The sequence below is a fragment of the Mesorhizobium sp. M8A.F.Ca.ET.181.01.1.1 genome, from assembly GCF_004792025.1.
GTDB lineage: Bacteria > Pseudomonadota > Alphaproteobacteria > Rhizobiales > Rhizobiaceae > Mesorhizobium.
Genome location: NZ_SRTV01000003.1, coordinates 365890 through 381351, shown reverse-complemented (window position 1 = coordinate 381351; position 15462 = coordinate 365890). Strand labels below are relative to the sequence as shown.

Genomic DNA, 15462 nt, shown 5'->3' with positions numbered 1-15462 from the left:
CTTTTCAGGCGGCGTTTTGTTTTGAAGGGCAGTCGCGCTTAAGCCTCGCGCGCCAGGATCGGCGCCTGTGCCTTAAGCTTGCGGCCGGACGCCTTCAGCGTGCCCTCGGCGCCATCAAGCCCGCCCTCCACCAGTTCCAGCGCCAGCAGGCGGTGCCGCTCGTAAGGTCCCGGCATGGCGAGCGCGCCCGTCCTGGCGGCCGAAAAGCCGAAGCGGCCATAGTAGGGCTCGTCGCCGACCAGCAGGATCGCCGCATGGCCGAGGCGCGCGGCTTCCGCGATGGCATGCCGCATCAGCGCCGAACCGATGCCGGCACTCTTGAGCGAGGGGTCGACGGCGAGCGGGCCAAGCAGCAGCGCCGACGAACCGCCCTCGCCCAAGGTGACATCCCATAGCCGCACCGTGCCGGCCACGCCGCCCGAGGCATCGCGCGCGACGAAGGCAAGACCCTCCGAGGGCCGACGGCCACGCCGCAGCTTTTCCGACGATTTGGTCTTGCGCTTCGGCCCCATGGCGCGATCGAGCAAGGCTTCGCGCGCCGCCACGTCGGCAACGGTTTCGGCGACCACGGCGAAGGCCGGCGCATGAGCTACGATTTCAACTGACATTTCCATTTCCGCGATCCCTTCACGAGCGGAGATCTGTTCCACAGGCGAGCCCAAGCGGGCGACGGGCGCCCACCTGGGATGATCTGATCGGTTCTTTCGAACCGTCAGATCACGTAGGATCGGAGAGGCTCGAAGCCGTTGAAGGCGACCGCCGAATAGGTGGTCGTGTAGGCGCCGGTGCCTTCGATCAGCACCTCGTCGCCGATGGTCAGCGACAAAGGCAGCGGATACGGCGTCTTCTCGTACATCACGTCGGCCGAATCGCAGGTCGGGCCGGCGAGCACGCAAGGCGCGGTCTCGGTGCCGTCATGCGCGGTGACGATCGGGTAGCGGATCGCCTCGTCCATCGTCTCGGCTAGGCCGCCGAACTTGCCAATGTCGAGGAACACCCAGCGTACATTGTCGTTGTCGGCCTTCTTCGAGATCAGCACGACTTCCGACTTGATGACGCCGGCATTGCCGACCATGCCGCGGCCCGGCTCGATGATCGTCTCGGGAATGGCGTTGCCGAAATGCTTGCGCAGCGCCGAGAAGATCGCCTGGCCATAGGCCTGCGCCGCCGGCACGTCACGCAAATAGCGGGTCGGGAAGCCGCCGCCCATATTGACCATCTTGAGCACGATGCCTTCCTCGGCGAGCGTCGCGAACACCTTCTTGGCGTCGGCCAGCGCACGGTCCCATGCGGTCAGGTCGGTCTGCTGCGAGCCGACATGGAACGACACGCCATAGGCGTCGAGGCCGAGGCCCTTGGCATGGCGCAGCACATCGACGGCCATGGCCGGCACGCAGCCGAACTTGCGCGACAGCGGCCATTCGGCGCCTTCGCCATCGGTCAAAACGCGGCAGAAGACGCGTGCGCCGGGAGCGACGCGGGCGATCTTCTCGACCTCCTCGACGCAATCGACCGCGAACAGCTTGATGCCGAGCTGGTAGGCGCGTGCGATGTCACGCTCCTTCTTGATGGTGTTGCCGAAGGAGATGCGGTCCGCCGGCGCACCGGCGTCCATCGCCATCTCGACTTCGGCAACGGAAGCGGTGTCGAAGGACGAGCCCATCGCAGCAAGCAGGCGCAGGATTTCCGGCGCCGGGTTTGCTTTCACCGCATAGTAGATCTTGGAATCGGGCAGCGCCTTCTCGAAGGCGCGGAAATTGTCGCGCACGACATCGAGGTCGACGACGAGGCAGGGGCCGGACGGACGTCGGGTGGCGAGGAAGTCGAGAATGCGCTGGGTGGCCATCGGGTTTCTCCATCGCGCCTTTCGGCGCGCACAAGGGTGCGGGCGCGGGCTGTCGGCCTCGCGAACACGCGGTCAAACAAAGGCGGGACGGAAAATCCATGGAACCAGCCGGTGGAGACCCCGGAACCATGAAACGCCGTCTCGCGGCGATGAACCTTGGCCTTGCCCGGCTTCGGTTCGCTTTGTCTGCCTTGGCTTGGATTGGGAGAACCCCGTTCCGCACTGCCGGCAATGAAGGTGTGCCTCTTCAGTAACCCCGGTCTTTGGACAACCGGCAGAGAACCAGAAAGGCCCGCACCGTCGTTGCTTCAAGGTGTCCTCGGTCTGGCGGTTGGCCGCTAAACCGACTGGAGGGGTTGGCTCCAGTTACCTTACCGATTTCCCTCACCATTCGAGGATCGGCGGACACCCACAGGCACGTGCGACTTTGGGCAAGCGCGATATAAGAGCGAAGTATTTCACAATCAATAAAAATCGTATCCCAGGTTGTAAAATTTCTGGCATCGAACAATGTTGGCGCAACCGTATCCGGATATCGAACGATGACAGGCACACACGGCCCCTTCAACGCCTTTCTCGATCTCCGCCAGATGCCGGTGGCGCATGCCGAGCTTGGGCCGCTGGCCGGGCTGCGGCTGGCGGTCAAGGACATTTACGACGTCGCCGGCTACCGCACCGGTTGCGGCAATTTGCAGAAATTCGCCGGAGGCCACGCCGCTTCGCGCACGGCAGGCGCCGTGCAGATGATTCTCGACGCGGGCGCGCGTTTCGTCGGCAAGACCCAGACCGACGAACTCGCCTTCGCTCTGTTCGGCCAGAACGCGCATTTTCCGTTTCCGGTGAACCCGGCGGCTCTCGACCGCGTCACCGGCGGTTCGTCTTCGGGGTCGGCCGCGGCGGTGGCGGGCAGGCTGGCCGACATCGCAACGGGGTCCGACACAGGTGGTTCGATCCGCGCGCCGGCGAGTTTCTGCGGGCTGATTGGCCTCCGCACCACGCATGGCCGCATTTCCCTCGACGGCACCATGCAGTTGGCGCCGAGTTTCGACACGTTCGGCTGGTTCGCCGACGACATCGAAACCTACGAGACCGTCGGCAAGCTGCTGCTTGGCCGCGATCCGCATCAACATTCCCTGGATCGGCCGCTGACGCTCGGCTGGCTGGACGAAATGATCGCCCGGCCGGCGCTCGCCGAATTTGCAGGAATGAAGGCGCTGGCGAGCGCGGTGTTCGGTACGCCGGCGACGCCGATGTCGCGCTTCAGCTCTTCTCCGGATGAACTCTACTGGTGCTTTCGCCGGCTGCAGGCCAGGGAGGCCTGGACGGTGCATGGCGAATGGATCACCAGCGGCGAGCGCGACCTTGGGCCTGGGGTCGAGGAGCGGTTCGGCTTCGGCCGTGCCGTGGACGACCGGACGGCACAGGCCGAAAAAGTGCGCCGGCTGACCTTTCGCGGTGAATTGAGCGCCCTGCTCGGCAAGGACGGTTTTCTTATTCTGCCGACGGTGCCGGGTCCGGCGCCTTATGTCGACAGCACACCCGAGCAGTTCCAGGCCTATCGCGAGCGCGCCTTGCACCTTCTGTGCCTGGCCGGGCTCTCCGGCTTTCCCCAAATCACCTTGCCGATCGGCTCGGTTGCCGGCGCACCGTTTGGACTTTCGCTGCTTGGCCCTTCCGGCAGCGACATTGCCCTGATACGGCTCGGCCGAAAACTTCTAATGCATGTCGCGCAAAAGTGACCTCGGTTTTGCGACGACGACATGCATCAAACAACACTCAAAGCGCGTCGCGTGAATTCGTTTCGACGCGACGCGCTTTGGACGCAGCACAAAGGGCCTGAATAATGGACACACTGACCCGCATGCGCGCCTTCATCGACGTCGTCGAGGCCGAGGGCTTTTCGGCGGCGGCGCGCAAGATCGGCCGCTCCAAGGCGCTGCTGTCGAAATATGTGCGCGAGCTGGAGGACGAACTCGGCGCGCTGCTCTTGAACCGCACGACGCGCCAGTTCTCGATGACGGAGGCCGGCCACACCTACTACCGTCGCGCCTCCGAGATCGTGCGCGAAGTCGACAGCCTGGCCGACGCCGTGCGCGAGTCCTCCGGCGATGTGCGCGGCCGCATCAAGCTGTCGGCGCCACGCACCTTCGCCGACGCGCCGATCGGCCAGTCGCTGATCGACTTTGCCAAGCAGTATCCCGACATCGTGCTCGACATCCAGCTCGACGACCGCTTCGTCGATCTCGTCGAGGAAGGCTTCGACCTCGCGGTGCGCATCTCGCGGCTGGAGAATTCGTCGCTGATCGCAAGGCGCCTGGCGCCGTTCTCGATCAAGCTCTGCGGTTCTCCCGAACTGATCGCCAAGCATGGCATGCCGACACGGCCGCAGGATCTCAGCCACATGCCCTGCATCGTCGACACCAATGGCCGCGGACTGAACAACTGGCCGTTCAAGGGCGACAATGGCGATCCGGTGAGCATTGCCGTGTCGGGCCCGATCGAGGTCAACAGCCCGATGGCGGCGCGCGCCGCGGCCCTGTCGGGTCTTGGATTTTGCATCCTGCCGGATTTCATCGCCGCGCCTGACCTCAAGAGCGGCCAATTGGTGGCGGTGCTCGACGACCGCATCCTATCGGGCGGCGGCATCTTCGCCGTCTACCCGCATCGCCGCTATCTGCCGGCGAAGGTGCGCGTTTTCGTCGACTTCCTGGTGCAGTGGTTCAGGACGCGTGAGAGCGCCTGACCTGCCTCAGGCCTCGAGGCGCGTCGCGCCGCGATGCGCTTTGAGTTCTCGTTGCGTGCGTGCCGTTGTCCCTGAACCGCCGCGCACTTTTGGGTGACATGCGCCGACAGTCCCAATTTCGCCCCCTTTCTGGTAACCTTCGGCAACTCTTTCCGAAAGCCAAAGGAATCGCGACCGCGAATGTATTTGAAACGGCACGCAATCACGCTGGCTTCGGCCTTGGCGGCGACTTTCGCCGCGACGGGACCGGCCGAGGTGCATCCGCACGTCTTCGCCGAGGCACGCCTCGACGTGATCCTGGCCCCGGATCACCAAAGTGTGAAAGCGCTGCGCCATCTCTGGCGCTTCGACGATCTGTTTTCGAGTACGGTGATGATGGAGTTCGACAAGAACTCCGACCTGAAGCTTGACGACAAGGAGCTGAAGGAGGTCGCCGACACGGTCCACGCCTCGCTAGCCGAGTTCAATTACTTCCAGCTCGTCACGCAGGACGGCAAGGACGTGGCGATGACGCCGCCGCCCCACCTGATGGCCAATTTCGACAACGACCAGTTGATCATCCTGTTCGAGTCCGAGCCGAAGGCGCCGATCAAGCTGACCGGCAAGATCGACATCGGCGTCTATGATCCGACGTTCTACACCGCGATCGACTTCACCGAGGATTCCAACATCACGGTCGAGGGCCTGCCCTCGAACTGTGCCAGCAAGGTGGTCCGTCCTGATCCGGACGAAGCGATCAAGGAAAACCAGAAGACCCTGACGGATGCCTTCTTCAACGATCCGACAGGCACCGACATGAGCAAGATCTTCGCCACCAAGCTCGAACTGACCTGTCAGCCAGAAGGATGAACCCGGTGACGAAACCGTCCCTGCGTTTGGCATTCGGCCTGTTGGCCATCGCTTTTGCCACGATGCATTTCGCCAATGCCGCGCACGCCCAGAGTTCGCTCGGCATCGGCGTCAATGATGGCATGGCGCCCAGCACCGGTCCGTTCGCCCACATCCTGATGTGGATCAACCTCAGGCAGCAGGAATTCTATCGCGCGCTGGCGACGGCCATGAAGGCGATGCGCCAGGACAATAGCAAGCTCTGGGTGCTCATCGGCCTGTCCTTCGCCTATGGCATTTTCCACGCCGCCGGCCCCGGTCACGGCAAGGCGGTGATCTCCTCCTACATGGTGGCCAACGAAGTGGCGCTGAAGCGCGGCATCCTGTTGTCCTTCGTCTCGGCGCTGCTGCAGGGCCTGACGGCGATCCTGGTGATGCTGCTTGCCTATTTCGTCCTGCGCGGCACCACCATCTCGATGACCGATGCGGCCTGGTTCATGGAGATCACGAGCTTTGCCCTGGTCACACTCTTTGGCGCCTGGCTTCTGTGGCGCAAGCTCGGCCCCGCCGTCCTGCGCCTGTTTGGCAAGGGGCCGGCCTACAGCCTGTCGGCGGCCCATGCCGGGCATTCTCATGGGGCTCATGCCCGTGCTGGCCACTCGCATGCAGGCCATTCGCACGCCCCCGGCCATTCCCATGCTGCTCATTCGCACGCACTGCACGCGCATGACCATCACGACCATGCGCATGGCCATACGCACGACCATCACGACCACGGCGCGCATGACCATCATCACGACCATGGCGCGCACCATCATGCGCATCACGATCACGTAGCCGGCGAGGTCTGCGAAACCTGCGGCCACTCCCATGCGCCCGATCCGGCAATGCTGTCCGGCGACCGCTTCGACTGGCGCACCGCGTGGTCGGCGGTGGCGGCCGTCGGCATCCGCCCCTGCTCCGGTGCGTTGATCGTACTCAGCTTCGCGCTGCTCAACGGGCTATGGCTCGGCGGCTTGCTGTCGGTGCTGGCGATGTCGATCGGCACCGCCATTACTGTCTCGGCCCTGGCCACGATGGCCGTGACCGCCAAGAACTGGGCGGTCTATTTCGCCGGCGACGGCCGCATGGGCAACCGTATTCACTCGATCGTCGAGATCGGCGGCGCGGCCTTCGTGTTCCTGTTCGGATTGCTGCTGCTGTCGGCGAGCCTGACGGGCAGCGTCTAGACCCCAACCATTCCGTTGGAATGGGATGATCGGCACCGCGCGCTACTAACCGGGAATTTTGCCGCCGAGCTCATCCTCGATATGAGCACGGATGATCTCGTCGAAGCTCGCCTCGGCGACAAAGCCAAGCTCGCGTGAACGGCGCGCCTCGAACCGGGTCGGCCAGCCCTTGACGATCGCCCAGATCGTCTCGTCGGGCACCTCGCGGATCAGGCTTGCCGTCTTCGATCCGGCGATGCGTTCCAGCGCCTCGATCTGCTCGCCGACGCTGACGGCGACGCCCGGCATCGTCAGGTTGCGGCGCAGCCCGACGGCGGCACCGTCGATGCCAGCCGCATGGATCAGGAAATTCACCGCCGAGCGCGGGCTGGCATGGGTATGCACGACCGAGCGCGGCACCGGCAGGATCGCCTCCTGCCCGCTCAGCGGCTCGCGGATGATACCGGAGAAGAAGCCCGAGGCCGCCTTGTTCGGCTTGCCCGGCCGCACGCAGATCGTCGGCAGCCGGATGCCGATCCCGTCGAAGAAGCCGCGCCTGGAGTAGTCGGCGAGCAGCGCTTCGCTCATCTGCTTCTGGGTGCCGTAGGAGGTCAGCGGCGTCGGGTGGAATTCATCGGGTATGACATCCGGGAACGGCGCGCCGAACACCGCGATCGACGAGGTGAAGACGACGCGCGGCGCGAAGCCGCCCAGGCGGATGGCGTCGAACAGCGCGCGCGTGCCGTCGAGGTTGACGCGGTAGCCGAGGTCGAAATTCGCTTCCGCCTCACCCGACACGACGCCGGCGAGATGGAAGACGACATCGGGACGCGACGCAACCAGCCTTTCCGCGGCACCTGCTTCGGCGAGGTCGCCCGTGTGCAGTGCGACGCTGACGCCGTCCATGGCCGACGCCTGGGGCGGAACGATGTCGTGCAGATCGAGCGCGGTGATCTTCTCGCCCCGCAGCGTGCCGTCCTTGGCCAGCCGGGCGATGAGCTTGCGGCCGACCATGCCCGCGGCGCCAGTGATCAGAATGCGCATGTCCGATATCCCTTACTTGTCCCGATTTTTGCGCTGGGTGCGCGCGCGCAGCCAGAACACCAAGAAAAACGCCAGCACGAAGACGGTGCCGAAGATACCTGCCAGCACGGTCGAAAACCTGCCGAGCGCCAACATCATGGTCGGCAGGTAGAAGGCTGCGATGCCGAACACAAGCATGATCCAGACCGCCGCGATGGCCGCATTGCGCGTGTCACGGTCCATCATGCCGCACCGGAGCGGGGGGCGTTCATCGGGCTGAGTTTCAAAGCTGGAGAACTCCTGAGGCAGGTCCGATCGAAGGTCATCGATCGGACCTAGTGATAGTGACCGTGATGCGCAGCCGCATCGTGCCCATGCTGATGCTCATGATCGTGGTCGTCACCATCGTCGGCGCACTGGCCGAATTCCGGTTCCACGGTGGCATGGCTGATGCCGTGTTCGCTGGCAAGGCGCTTCTTGATGGCGCTGACGGCCTGATGCGCATCGACGCCCTCGTTGAGGCACGCATGCAGCGTCGCCATGCTGCTTGTCCCGTCGATCGACCAGATATGCATATGGTGCACTTCGCGCACGCCCTGGACCGTTGCCTGGATGTCCCCGGCGATCAGGTCGCGGTCGAGGCGTGGCGGTACGCCTTCGAGCAGGACGTGGGCGGCGGCACGCATCAGCGACCAGGCGGTGGACAGGATCAGCAACGAGACCAGCACGGACAGGATCGGGTCGATCGGCGTCCAGCCGGTCGCCAGGATGACCAGTGCCGCCACGATCGCGGCGGCCGAGCCGAGCAGATCGCCAAGCACATGCAGGATGGCACCGCGCATGTTGAGGTTGTCTCGATCGCCGCCATGCAGCACCAGGAAGGAGCCTATGTTGACCAACAGGCCAAGGATCGCCACCACCAGCATCGGTCCACCCAGCACCGGCGCCGGTGTCTGCAGGCGATCCCAAGCCTCGTAGACGATCCACAGCGCGATGACGAAGATGGCGATGCCGTTGGTGTAGGCCACCAGCGTCTTGACCCGGCCGAAACCGTAGGTGAGCTGGCCGGTCGCCGGGCGGCTTGCCAGATGAAAGGCATACCAGGCCAGGCCGAGCGCGATGGCGTCGGCGAGCATGTGGCCGGCATCGGCCAGCAGCGCCAGTGACCCCGTAAACAGACCGCCGAGCGCCTCGGCGACCATGAAGCCGGCGGTAAGGCAGGCCGCGATCAGGACGCGCTTCTTGTCGGTCGAGCCATGCACATGGCCGGCGCCATGGTCATGCCCGCCGTGATCCTGCCCGCCGTGATCGTGGGTATGCGACAAATGGCAAACTCCCGTTAGGCGCCGAATTCCGCGCGAAAATCCTCGAGCCGCCTCTTCTGCTGGCCGTCGCCATCGAAATTGGCCGGATCGAGCCAAGCTTCATAAGCCTTGCGCAGAGCCGGCCATTCCTTGTCGATGACCGAATACCACGCGGTGTCGCGGTTTTCACCCTTGACGATGAGATGCTGGCGGAAAATGCCCTCGAACTTGAAGCCGAACCGTTCCGCCGCTCGCTTCGACGGCTCGTTGCGGTTGTTGCACTTCCATTCGTAACGGCGATAGCCGAGTTCGTCGAAGATGTATTTCATGAACAGGAACTGGGCTTCCGTCGCCGCCGGCTTGCGCGAGATGAGCGGTCCCCAATAGATATTGCCGATCTCGATGACGCCATAGGTCGGATCGATGCGCATCAGCGTCTGGCGTCCCGCGATCTTGCCGCTGGCCTTGTCGATGACGGCGAAGAACAGCGGATCCTCGCTCGCCTCCACCTTATCCAGCCATGGCTGGAAGGCAGCGCGGGTTTCCGGCGGATAGTCGGGCAACCAGGCAAAGCGGCCACCGACGTCGGATACGGACGAGGCTTCGTAGAGACCGTCGCCGTGCTTCGCGGCGTTCAGCGGCTCGAGCCTGACGGTCCGTCCCTCCAGCACCTTGCGCTCGGGCCGAGGACGTGGCTGCCAGTTTTCAAGATTTTCCGTCACCAGAATCTCCAATCCGTTGACTTTTGCGAGCGGACGCTCACAAAAACGCTGCCGCAGTGTAAGAACCACAGGGACGGGAAAAATGCTCCACACGATTTCGGCCTTCGACCGTCTCGGCGAGGAAAATGCATTCGCGGTGCTGGCGCGAGCAACGGCACTTGCCCAACAGGGCCGCGACATCGTCAACCTCGGCATCGGCCAGCCAGATTTCAAGACGCCGCAGCACATCGTCGAGGCGGCGATCAAGGCACTGCGTGACGGTCACCATGGCTACACGCCGGCCAACGGCCTCTTGGCAACGCGCGAGGCGGTGGTGCGCCGCACGCTGACCACCACCGGCGTCGAGGTCTCGCCCGAGGCGGTGATGATCATGCCCGGCGGCAAGCCGACCATGTTCGCCGCCATCCTGATGTTTGGCGAACCGGGCGCCGAGATCCTCTATCCCGACCCCGGCTTTCCCATCTACCGCTCGATGATCGAATTCACCGGTGCGACCCCCATTCCCGTGCCGATGCGCGAGGAGAACGGCTTCGCCTTCTCGGCGCAAGAGACGCTGGCGCTGATCACCTCGAAGACCAGGCTGTTGATCCTCAACTCGCCGGCCAATCCGACCGGTGGCGTCACGCCCCGGGCCGAGATCGAAAAACTGGTAAAGGGGCTGGAGAAGCACCCCGGTGTCGCGATCCTCTCCGACGAGATCTACGACGTCATGACCTATGACGGCGAGACGCATTGTTCGTTGCTCGGCTTTCCCGAGATCCGCGACAGGCTGATCGTGCTCAACGGCTGGTCGAAGACCTGGGCGATGACCGGCTGGCGCATGGGCTGGTCGATCTGGCCGAACGGCGACAAGGGCGCCCATCTCTACGACAAGGTGCGCAAGCTGGCGGTCAACTGCTGGTCCTGCGTCAACGCGCCGAGCCAGTTCGCCGGCATCGCGGCCATTGACGGTCCGCAGGACGATGTCGACAAGATGATGCGCGCCTTCGACAACCGCCGGAAGATCGTGGTCGAAGGCCTGAATGCCTTGCCAAACATCTCCTGCATCACGCCCAAGGGCGCCTTCTATGCCTTCCCCAACGTCTCGAAGACCGGCTGGAAGGCCAAGAAGCTCGCCTCGGCCCTGCTCGACGAGGCCGGTGTGGCGCTGATCGGCGGCCCCGATTTCGGCATTCTGGGCGAAGGCTATATCAGGCTGTCCTACGCCAACTCCGAGGAGAACATCCTGCGCGCGCTGGAGCGGATCGGGGCGTTCCTCGCCAAGTGAGCTTCAAAGCGGCCCGCTGCCCTTCCGGATTATTTGCGGCTGGCCGCCATGGCGGTGTCATGAGCCGTCGGGAGACGCGCGGTCAAGGCTGGGCGCAAATGCCGAGAACAGCTACGGTTTTGGCATCAAGATCCAACCGAGGTGCCCCTCAATGTTCTATGCAATCCTTGCCTATCACGTGGAAGAAGCGATCAAGGCGCTGACGCCGCAAGAGGATGCGGCACTGATGGCTGAGTTGCTGAAGATCAACACCCGGCTTCGTGACGAGGGCATCCTTGGACCGTCCGCGCGTTTGGGGGCGACACGGGATGCCTGCACCTTACGCGGCCCGGGCGACGGCGTGATCATCGACGGCCCTTTCGCCGAGACCAAGGAACAGTTGCTCGGCCTCTATGTCGTCGACTGCGCCACGAGGGACGCGGCCATCGCGATCGCCCGTGACCTTCGCAGTGTCAATCCCACCGCCGTCTACGAGATCAGGCCGATTCTACTCTTCAAGCCCGGCGTGCCGTTGGCGGGCAAATGAGCCGGCGGCGAAAGCCATGCCGGTGCCCGTCGTTCACCCACGCCCAACGAATGGCATCTTGGTCGCCATCACAGTCATGAACAGCACGTTGGCGTCGAGCGGCAGGCTGGCCATGTGCACCACCGCATCGGCGACGCGCTGGACATCCATCACCGCTTCGGCTGATATCGAGCCATTGGCCTGCGGCACGCCGACGGTCATCGGCTGTGCCATGTCGGTCAGCGCATTGCCGATGTCGATCTGGCCGCAGGCGATGTCATAGGGGCGGCCATCCAACGCCAGCGTCTTGGTCAACCCCGTAATCGCATGCTTGGTCGCCGTATAGGGCACGGAGCCCGGACGGGGCGCATAGGCCGATACCGAGCCGTTGTTGATGATGCGGCCGCCCATCGGCTTCTGCTTGCGCATGGCGCCGAAGGCGGCGCGCGCGCACAGGAACGAACCGGTGAGATTGACGCCGACAATATCGTTCCACACCTCGACCGGGATCTCGTCGATCGGTGTCGACTTGTATCCCATGCCGGCATTGTTGAAGAGCAGGTCGACACGGCCGAAAGCCTCCACCACCGTCTCGAACAGATCGTCGACTTCACCGGCCTTGCTGATGTCGCAGGCAACCGCCAATGCCTTGGCCTCGGTCGGGCCGATCTCGGCGATCGCGGCATCCAGCACCGGCTTGCGGCGCCCGCAGAACACCGTGTTCCAGCCAGCCTTGAGCAATGCCGTGGCGACGCTCTTGCCGATCCCGGTGCCAGCGCCGGTGACGATGGCGGTTTTTTGCTCGGTCATGGCAGATGTCCTCCGGCAGCGCCGCGCGTGCCTGTCTGATTGTCAGTGTTTTGGCTCAAGACAGGAAGGCATCGCAAATGACGGCGGCGATGGCAAGCGCGGCCACCGGGCGACGCGCTCGAAAGGTACGACCTGTTTTTCGGAGAAATCCCGGCAAGGGCCGACAAAAAGGGCGGTCATTGGCGACCGCCCTGATCTGAACCGGGCTTGGGAGGAGGAAAGCCGATCCGACTGTGTAAAATCATGCGCTTCCTGAGTTAACGAAAAGTTAACGTCGGAAAGGCCCCGCCTGTCCGTTTTGGCCTACCAGCGCGGGTTGGGCGAGGTCCCAGCCTTTGCCGCCGGCACCTTGGCCGCCGAAACCGTCGCCTCGACATGGTCGACCAGCGCGTCCGGCAGGCCAAGCCGGCCGGCGAGCAGGTCGAGATAACCGCGCTCGGCGCGCGTGTCGGGATCGATGGTGAGGCGCGACGCGGTATAGAGCTCGAGCTTCTGCGCGTCGGTGTGGGCGCCCGCCACCAGCGCGTCGAGGTCGAGCGGGCGCTCCAGCTCCGCCATCAGGAATTTTTCCGCATCGGTGCCGATGCCGGCGAGGCTGAGCTTGCCGGCGATCTTCTGGCGCTCCTCGTCGTCGACATGGCCGTCGGCCTTGGCCGCCGAGATCATCGCCCGCACCAGGGTCAGTGTGAACTCATCCTCGCCTTGCGGCGCCTGCGACGGGTGGAAGGCGGTGTCCTTGGGGGGCGGCAGCAATTCCGGCTCGCTGGCGGCGGGCGCCTGCTCCGGTGCGTTGCCGGCCTTGTAGTTCTGATAGGCCTTGTAGGCGAGGCCACCGATGGCGGCCAGGCCACCGAGCTTCACTGCGGCACCCGTCACCTGCCGGCCGGCACCCGTTCCAAGCAGCACGGCGGCCAGCGCACCGGCGGCCAGCGGATTGTCCTTGGCCATCTGCACGGCTTGCCCGGCCTTGTCGCGGACGGTGCCGCTGGTGCCGGGAACCTGCGAGCCGAGCAGATCGTCGAGAAGCTTCTTGGGATCGAACATCAATGCCTCCAGGATTTGCCCGGCCGAACGGGCGGGTTTCGAACGCCGAAGACGTAGGTCCCGAAGCTTGACATTGCAATGACAGGTGGCCGCTTTGCCCGGCCCGGCCCCTCATCAGGATCCGATGTGCGGTCCCCTGCCCCGGGCTTGCGCGAGCTCGACCTGCCGCTGGCGCTCCGCGTAACGCTTGCGGTCTTCATCCGAGCGGGCATCGAAGCAGTGCGGGCACGAAACCCCGGCGGCATGTTTCGGCGACATCAGGTCGCTCTCCGTCAGCGGATGGCGGCAAGCGCGGCACAATTCAGCACCGCCCTCCGCGAGGCCGTGCGACACCGAAACCCGCTCGTCGAAGACGAAGCATTCGCCCTGCCACAGGCTCTGTTCCGCCGGCACCTGCTCGAGATATTTGAGGATGCCGCCCTTGAGATGGAACACATCCTCGAAGCCGAGCGACTTCACATAGGCGGTCGCCTTTTCGCAGCGTATGCCGCCGGTGCAAAACATCGCCACCTTGCGGCCTGCGAGATCCGCCCGGTGCGCTTCCACCCAAGCCGGAAATTCGCGGAAGCTCGCCGTCGCCGGATCGACGGCGCCCTTGAAGGTGCCGATCGAGACTTCATAGGCGTTGCGCGTATCGATGACGATCGTGTCGGGCTGCGAGATCAGCGCATTCCAGTCGCCCGGCTCCACATAGGTGCCCGCGCTTGTCGCCGGGTCGATGGTCTCGACACCCATGGTGACGATCTCGCGCTTCAGCCGCACCTTCATGCGGTGGAACGGCATGGCCGCGGCGCTGCTGAACTTGACCTCGAGGCCCGACAGGCCGTCGATCGTTTCGATGTGCTCGATCAGCGCGGCGATCGCTTCATCGCTGCCGGCGACGGTACCGTTGATGCCCTCATGCGCCAGGAGCAGCGTGCCCTTGATGCCGCGTCCGCAGCAGAAGGCCGCAAGCGGCGCGCGCAACGCCTCGAAAGCGTCGAGCCGGGCAAAGCGGTAGAGCGCGGCGACGCGGACTGGCTGGGATGGCGCGGGCAGTGTTGTCATTGCCAGAGCAACTAGACGCTCGCGGAAGCCGATTCAAGGTGAAACGGGTTCGGGCCGCCTGTCATGGCCTTGTCGGGAAAGAACCTCTAAGCTCGGCGGCAACGCGTGACATCGCGCCGCGACCGGTTCCGTGGACAGGGCAATACCCGTCTGCTAATCGGTTGAAATTCGCCTCGATGCGGCCCTCGACAAGGAAAGACAGATGCCCAGCAAGACCGAGAAACTCCTGTCGCTCCTCAATGGCCAGCCGGTCATTCCGGTGTTGAAGATCGCCAATGTGGCGGATGCGGTGCCGCTGGCCCGTGCTCTGGCGCGTGGCGGCTTGCCGGCGATCGAGATCACGCTCAGGACCGCGGATGCGCTCGAAGCGATCCGTCGCGTGGCGGGCGAGGTCGAGGAAGCCATAGTCGGCGCCGGCACCATTCTGGACAGCAAGCAGTTCGACGAGGCGGCCGGTGCCGGTTCGCGCTTCATCGTCAGCCCAGGCATCACCCGCGAGCTTCTGGCGGCCGCCGCCGACAGCCAGGTTCCGTTGCTGCCCGGCGCCATCACGCCGGGCGAGATCATGGCGGCGCGCGAAGCTGGCCTGCGCTTCCTGAAATTCTTCCCGGCCGAACAGTCCGGCGGCATCGCTTCGCTCAAGGCTTTTGCCTCGCCGCTGGCCGACGTCAAATTCTGCCCGACCGGCGGCATCACCGGCAAGAACGCGGCCGACTATCTCAGCCTGTCCAATGTCATCTGCGTCGGCGGTTCGTGGGTGGCGCCCGACGACATGGTCAAGGCCGGCAAGTGGGACGAGATCGAAGCTCTCGCACGCGCTGCCAGCAAACTCGCGAAATAGCCTTTCCGGACGGCACGAAAAAACCCGGATGACTCGCGTCGACCGGGCTCTTTGACTGGCTGGAGCAATTCCAGGAAAAGTGCGTAGCCGTTTTCCCGGGAGAAGCGCGTAGCGCTTCCCCTTGGGAATTGCGTAAAAACAAAAAGTTAGAGCGGGTCAGAGATTCTATCAAACTCAGGGCCGCTCTAGACGCGGTTAGTTGCAGACCTTGACCGTCTCGGTCACCTTGCGATGGTGCCGCCAGTGCGTCACCATCCTGGTCCGGCAGTGCTTC

At 64.3% G+C, this 15462-nt stretch carries 16 protein-coding genes; 7 read left to right on the top strand and 9 right to left on the bottom strand.

Features of this window, described 5'->3' with window-relative positions; translation table 11 throughout:
* Positions 1 to 38: 38 nt before the first annotated feature.
* Both EN824_RS14510 and odc2 read right to left on the bottom strand, forming a co-directional pair.
* Positions 39 to 614, bottom strand: a complete 576-nt coding sequence (locus EN824_RS14510; protein ID WP_127275859.1) for an N-acetyltransferase — start codon at positions 612 to 614, stop codon at positions 39 to 41.
* 98 nt (positions 615 to 712) lie between these two features.
* On the bottom strand, positions 713 to 1846 hold the full coding sequence (gene odc2 / locus EN824_RS14505) for an ornithine/lysine decarboxylase (protein WP_127275858.1): 1134 nt from the start codon (positions 1844 to 1846) through the stop codon (positions 713 to 715).
* Positions 1847 to 2388: 542 nt separating this feature from the next.
* Between odc2 and EN824_RS14500 the strand changes: the two genes are divergently transcribed.
* From EN824_RS14500 to EN824_RS14485, 4 genes are all read left to right on the top strand, one after another.
* The gene (locus tag EN824_RS14500; RefSeq protein WP_127275857.1) at positions 2389 to 3585 is read left to right on the top strand and encodes an amidase; all 1197 of its coding nucleotides are present in this window, start codon (positions 2389 to 2391) and stop codon (positions 3583 to 3585) included.
* Positions 3586 to 3689: 104 nt separating this feature from the next.
* Positions 3690 to 4589: a LysR family transcriptional regulator gene (locus EN824_RS14495; protein WP_127275856.1), complete on the top strand. Its 900-nt coding sequence runs from the start codon at positions 3690 to 3692 to the stop codon at positions 4587 to 4589.
* Positions 4590 to 4769: 180 nt separating this feature from the next.
* A complete protein-coding gene (locus tag EN824_RS14490) occupies positions 4770 to 5438 on the top strand; it encodes a DUF1007 family protein (protein ID WP_127275855.1) in 669 nt (222 codons plus the stop codon).
* Positions 5435 to 6646 carry a nickel/cobalt transporter gene (locus EN824_RS14485; RefSeq protein ID WP_135932414.1) on the top strand — a complete coding sequence of 404 codons (1212 nt, stop codon included), beginning with the start codon at positions 5435 to 5437 and terminating at the stop codon, positions 6644 to 6646. The genes EN824_RS14490 and EN824_RS14485 overlap by 4 nt, the downstream gene beginning before the upstream one ends.
* 45 nt (positions 6647 to 6691) lie before the next feature.
* Here EN824_RS14485 and denD read toward each other — a convergent pair whose 3' ends face one another.
* The 4 genes from denD to EN824_RS14465 all read right to left on the bottom strand — a co-directional run bounded on the left by denD (position 6692) and on the right by EN824_RS14465 (position 9674).
* Positions 6692 to 7669 carry a D-erythronate dehydrogenase gene (gene denD / locus EN824_RS14480; RefSeq protein ID WP_135932413.1) on the bottom strand — a complete coding sequence of 326 codons (978 nt, stop codon included), beginning with the start codon at positions 7667 to 7669 and terminating at the stop codon, positions 6692 to 6694.
* Between the two features lie 12 nt (positions 7670 to 7681).
* Positions 7682 to 7894: a hypothetical protein gene (locus tag EN824_RS14475; protein ID WP_135932412.1), complete on the bottom strand. Its 213-nt coding sequence runs from the start codon at positions 7892 to 7894 to the stop codon at positions 7682 to 7684.
* A gap of 89 nt (positions 7895 to 7983) precedes the next feature.
* The gene (locus tag EN824_RS14470; RefSeq protein WP_127275852.1) at positions 7984 to 8973 is read right to left on the bottom strand and encodes a cation diffusion facilitator family transporter; all 990 of its coding nucleotides are present in this window, start codon (positions 8971 to 8973) and stop codon (positions 7984 to 7986) included.
* 14 nt (positions 8974 to 8987) lie between these two features.
* Positions 8988 to 9674: a GNAT family protein gene (locus EN824_RS14465; protein ID WP_127275851.1), complete on the bottom strand. Its 687-nt coding sequence runs from the start codon at positions 9672 to 9674 to the stop codon at positions 8988 to 8990.
* An 82-nt stretch (positions 9675 to 9756) separates the two neighbouring features.
* Here EN824_RS14465 and EN824_RS14460 point away from each other — a divergent pair, with 82 nt between their 5' ends.
* Positions 9757 to 10941, top strand: coding sequence for a pyridoxal phosphate-dependent aminotransferase (locus tag EN824_RS14460; RefSeq protein WP_127275850.1), 1185 nt, complete (start codon positions 9757 to 9759; stop codon positions 10939 to 10941).
* Positions 10942 to 11092: 151 nt separating this feature from the next.
* Positions 11093 to 11467 (top strand): YciI family protein, encoded by a 375-nt coding sequence (locus EN824_RS14455; RefSeq protein WP_127275849.1) that lies wholly within the window; start codon positions 11093 to 11095, stop codon positions 11465 to 11467.
* Positions 11468 to 11500: 33 nt separating this feature from the next.
* Here the strand turns inward: EN824_RS14455 and EN824_RS14450 are convergent, their stop codons facing one another.
* From EN824_RS14450 to EN824_RS14440, 3 genes are all read right to left on the bottom strand, one after another.
* Positions 11501 to 12256 (bottom strand): SDR family oxidoreductase, encoded by a 756-nt coding sequence (locus EN824_RS14450; protein WP_127275848.1) that lies wholly within the window; start codon positions 12254 to 12256, stop codon positions 11501 to 11503.
* A 303-nt stretch (positions 12257 to 12559) separates the two neighbouring features.
* Positions 12560 to 13300: a tellurite resistance TerB family protein gene (locus tag EN824_RS14445; RefSeq protein WP_127869901.1), complete on the bottom strand. Its 741-nt coding sequence runs from the start codon at positions 13298 to 13300 to the stop codon at positions 12560 to 12562.
* Positions 13301 to 13414: 114 nt separating this feature from the next.
* Positions 13415 to 14347, bottom strand: a complete 933-nt coding sequence (locus tag EN824_RS14440; protein WP_127276950.1) for a rhodanese-related sulfurtransferase — start codon at positions 14345 to 14347, stop codon at positions 13415 to 13417.
* Between the two features lie 202 nt (positions 14348 to 14549).
* Between EN824_RS14440 and EN824_RS14435 the strand changes: the two genes are divergently transcribed.
* A complete protein-coding gene (locus tag EN824_RS14435) occupies positions 14550 to 15188 on the top strand; it encodes a 2-dehydro-3-deoxy-phosphogluconate aldolase (protein ID WP_127276952.1) in 639 nt (212 codons plus the stop codon).
* Positions 15189 to 15462: the final 274 nt, after the last annotated feature.

Excerpts from the sequence above, each read along its gene's own strand:
- EN824_RS14500 (WP_127275857.1), top strand. The coding sequence starts at position 2,389 with ATGACAGGCACACACGGCCCCTTCAACGCCTTTCTCGATCTCCGCCAG.
- EN824_RS14435 (WP_127276952.1), top strand. The coding sequence starts at position 14,550 with ATGCCCAGCAAGACCGAGAAACTCCTGTCGCTCCTCAATGGCCAGCCG.
- EN824_RS14485 (WP_135932414.1), top strand. The coding sequence starts at position 5,435 with ATGAACCCGGTGACGAAACCGTCCCTGCGTTTGGCATTCGGCCTGTTG.
- EN824_RS14450 (WP_127275848.1), bottom strand. The coding sequence starts at position 12,256 with ATGACCGAGCAAAAAACCGCCATCGTCACCGGCGCTGGCACCGGGATC.
- EN824_RS14445 (WP_127869901.1), bottom strand. The coding sequence starts at position 13,300 with ATGTTCGATCCCAAGAAGCTTCTCGACGATCTGCTCGGCTCGCAGGTT.
- EN824_RS14440 (WP_127276950.1), bottom strand. The coding sequence starts at position 14,347 with ATGACAACACTGCCCGCGCCATCCCAGCCAGTCCGCGTCGCCGCGCTC.
- odc2 (WP_127275858.1), bottom strand. The coding sequence starts at position 1,846 with ATGGCCACCCAGCGCATTCTCGACTTCCTCGCCACCCGACGTCCGTCC.
- EN824_RS14495 (WP_127275856.1), top strand. The coding sequence starts at position 3,690 with ATGGACACACTGACCCGCATGCGCGCCTTCATCGACGTCGTCGAGGCC.
- EN824_RS14475 (WP_135932412.1), bottom strand. The coding sequence starts at position 7,894 with ATGATGGACCGTGACACGCGCAATGCGGCCATCGCGGCGGTCTGGATC.
- EN824_RS14510 (WP_127275859.1), bottom strand. The coding sequence starts at position 614 with ATGGAAATGTCAGTTGAAATCGTAGCTCATGCGCCGGCCTTCGCCGTG.
- EN824_RS14455 (WP_127275849.1), top strand. The coding sequence starts at position 11,093 with ATGTTCTATGCAATCCTTGCCTATCACGTGGAAGAAGCGATCAAGGCG.
- EN824_RS14460 (WP_127275850.1), top strand. The coding sequence starts at position 9,757 with ATGCTCCACACGATTTCGGCCTTCGACCGTCTCGGCGAGGAAAATGCA.
- EN824_RS14490 (WP_127275855.1), top strand. The coding sequence starts at position 4,770 with ATGTATTTGAAACGGCACGCAATCACGCTGGCTTCGGCCTTGGCGGCG.
- denD (WP_135932413.1), bottom strand. The coding sequence starts at position 7,669 with ATGCGCATTCTGATCACTGGCGCCGCGGGCATGGTCGGCCGCAAGCTC.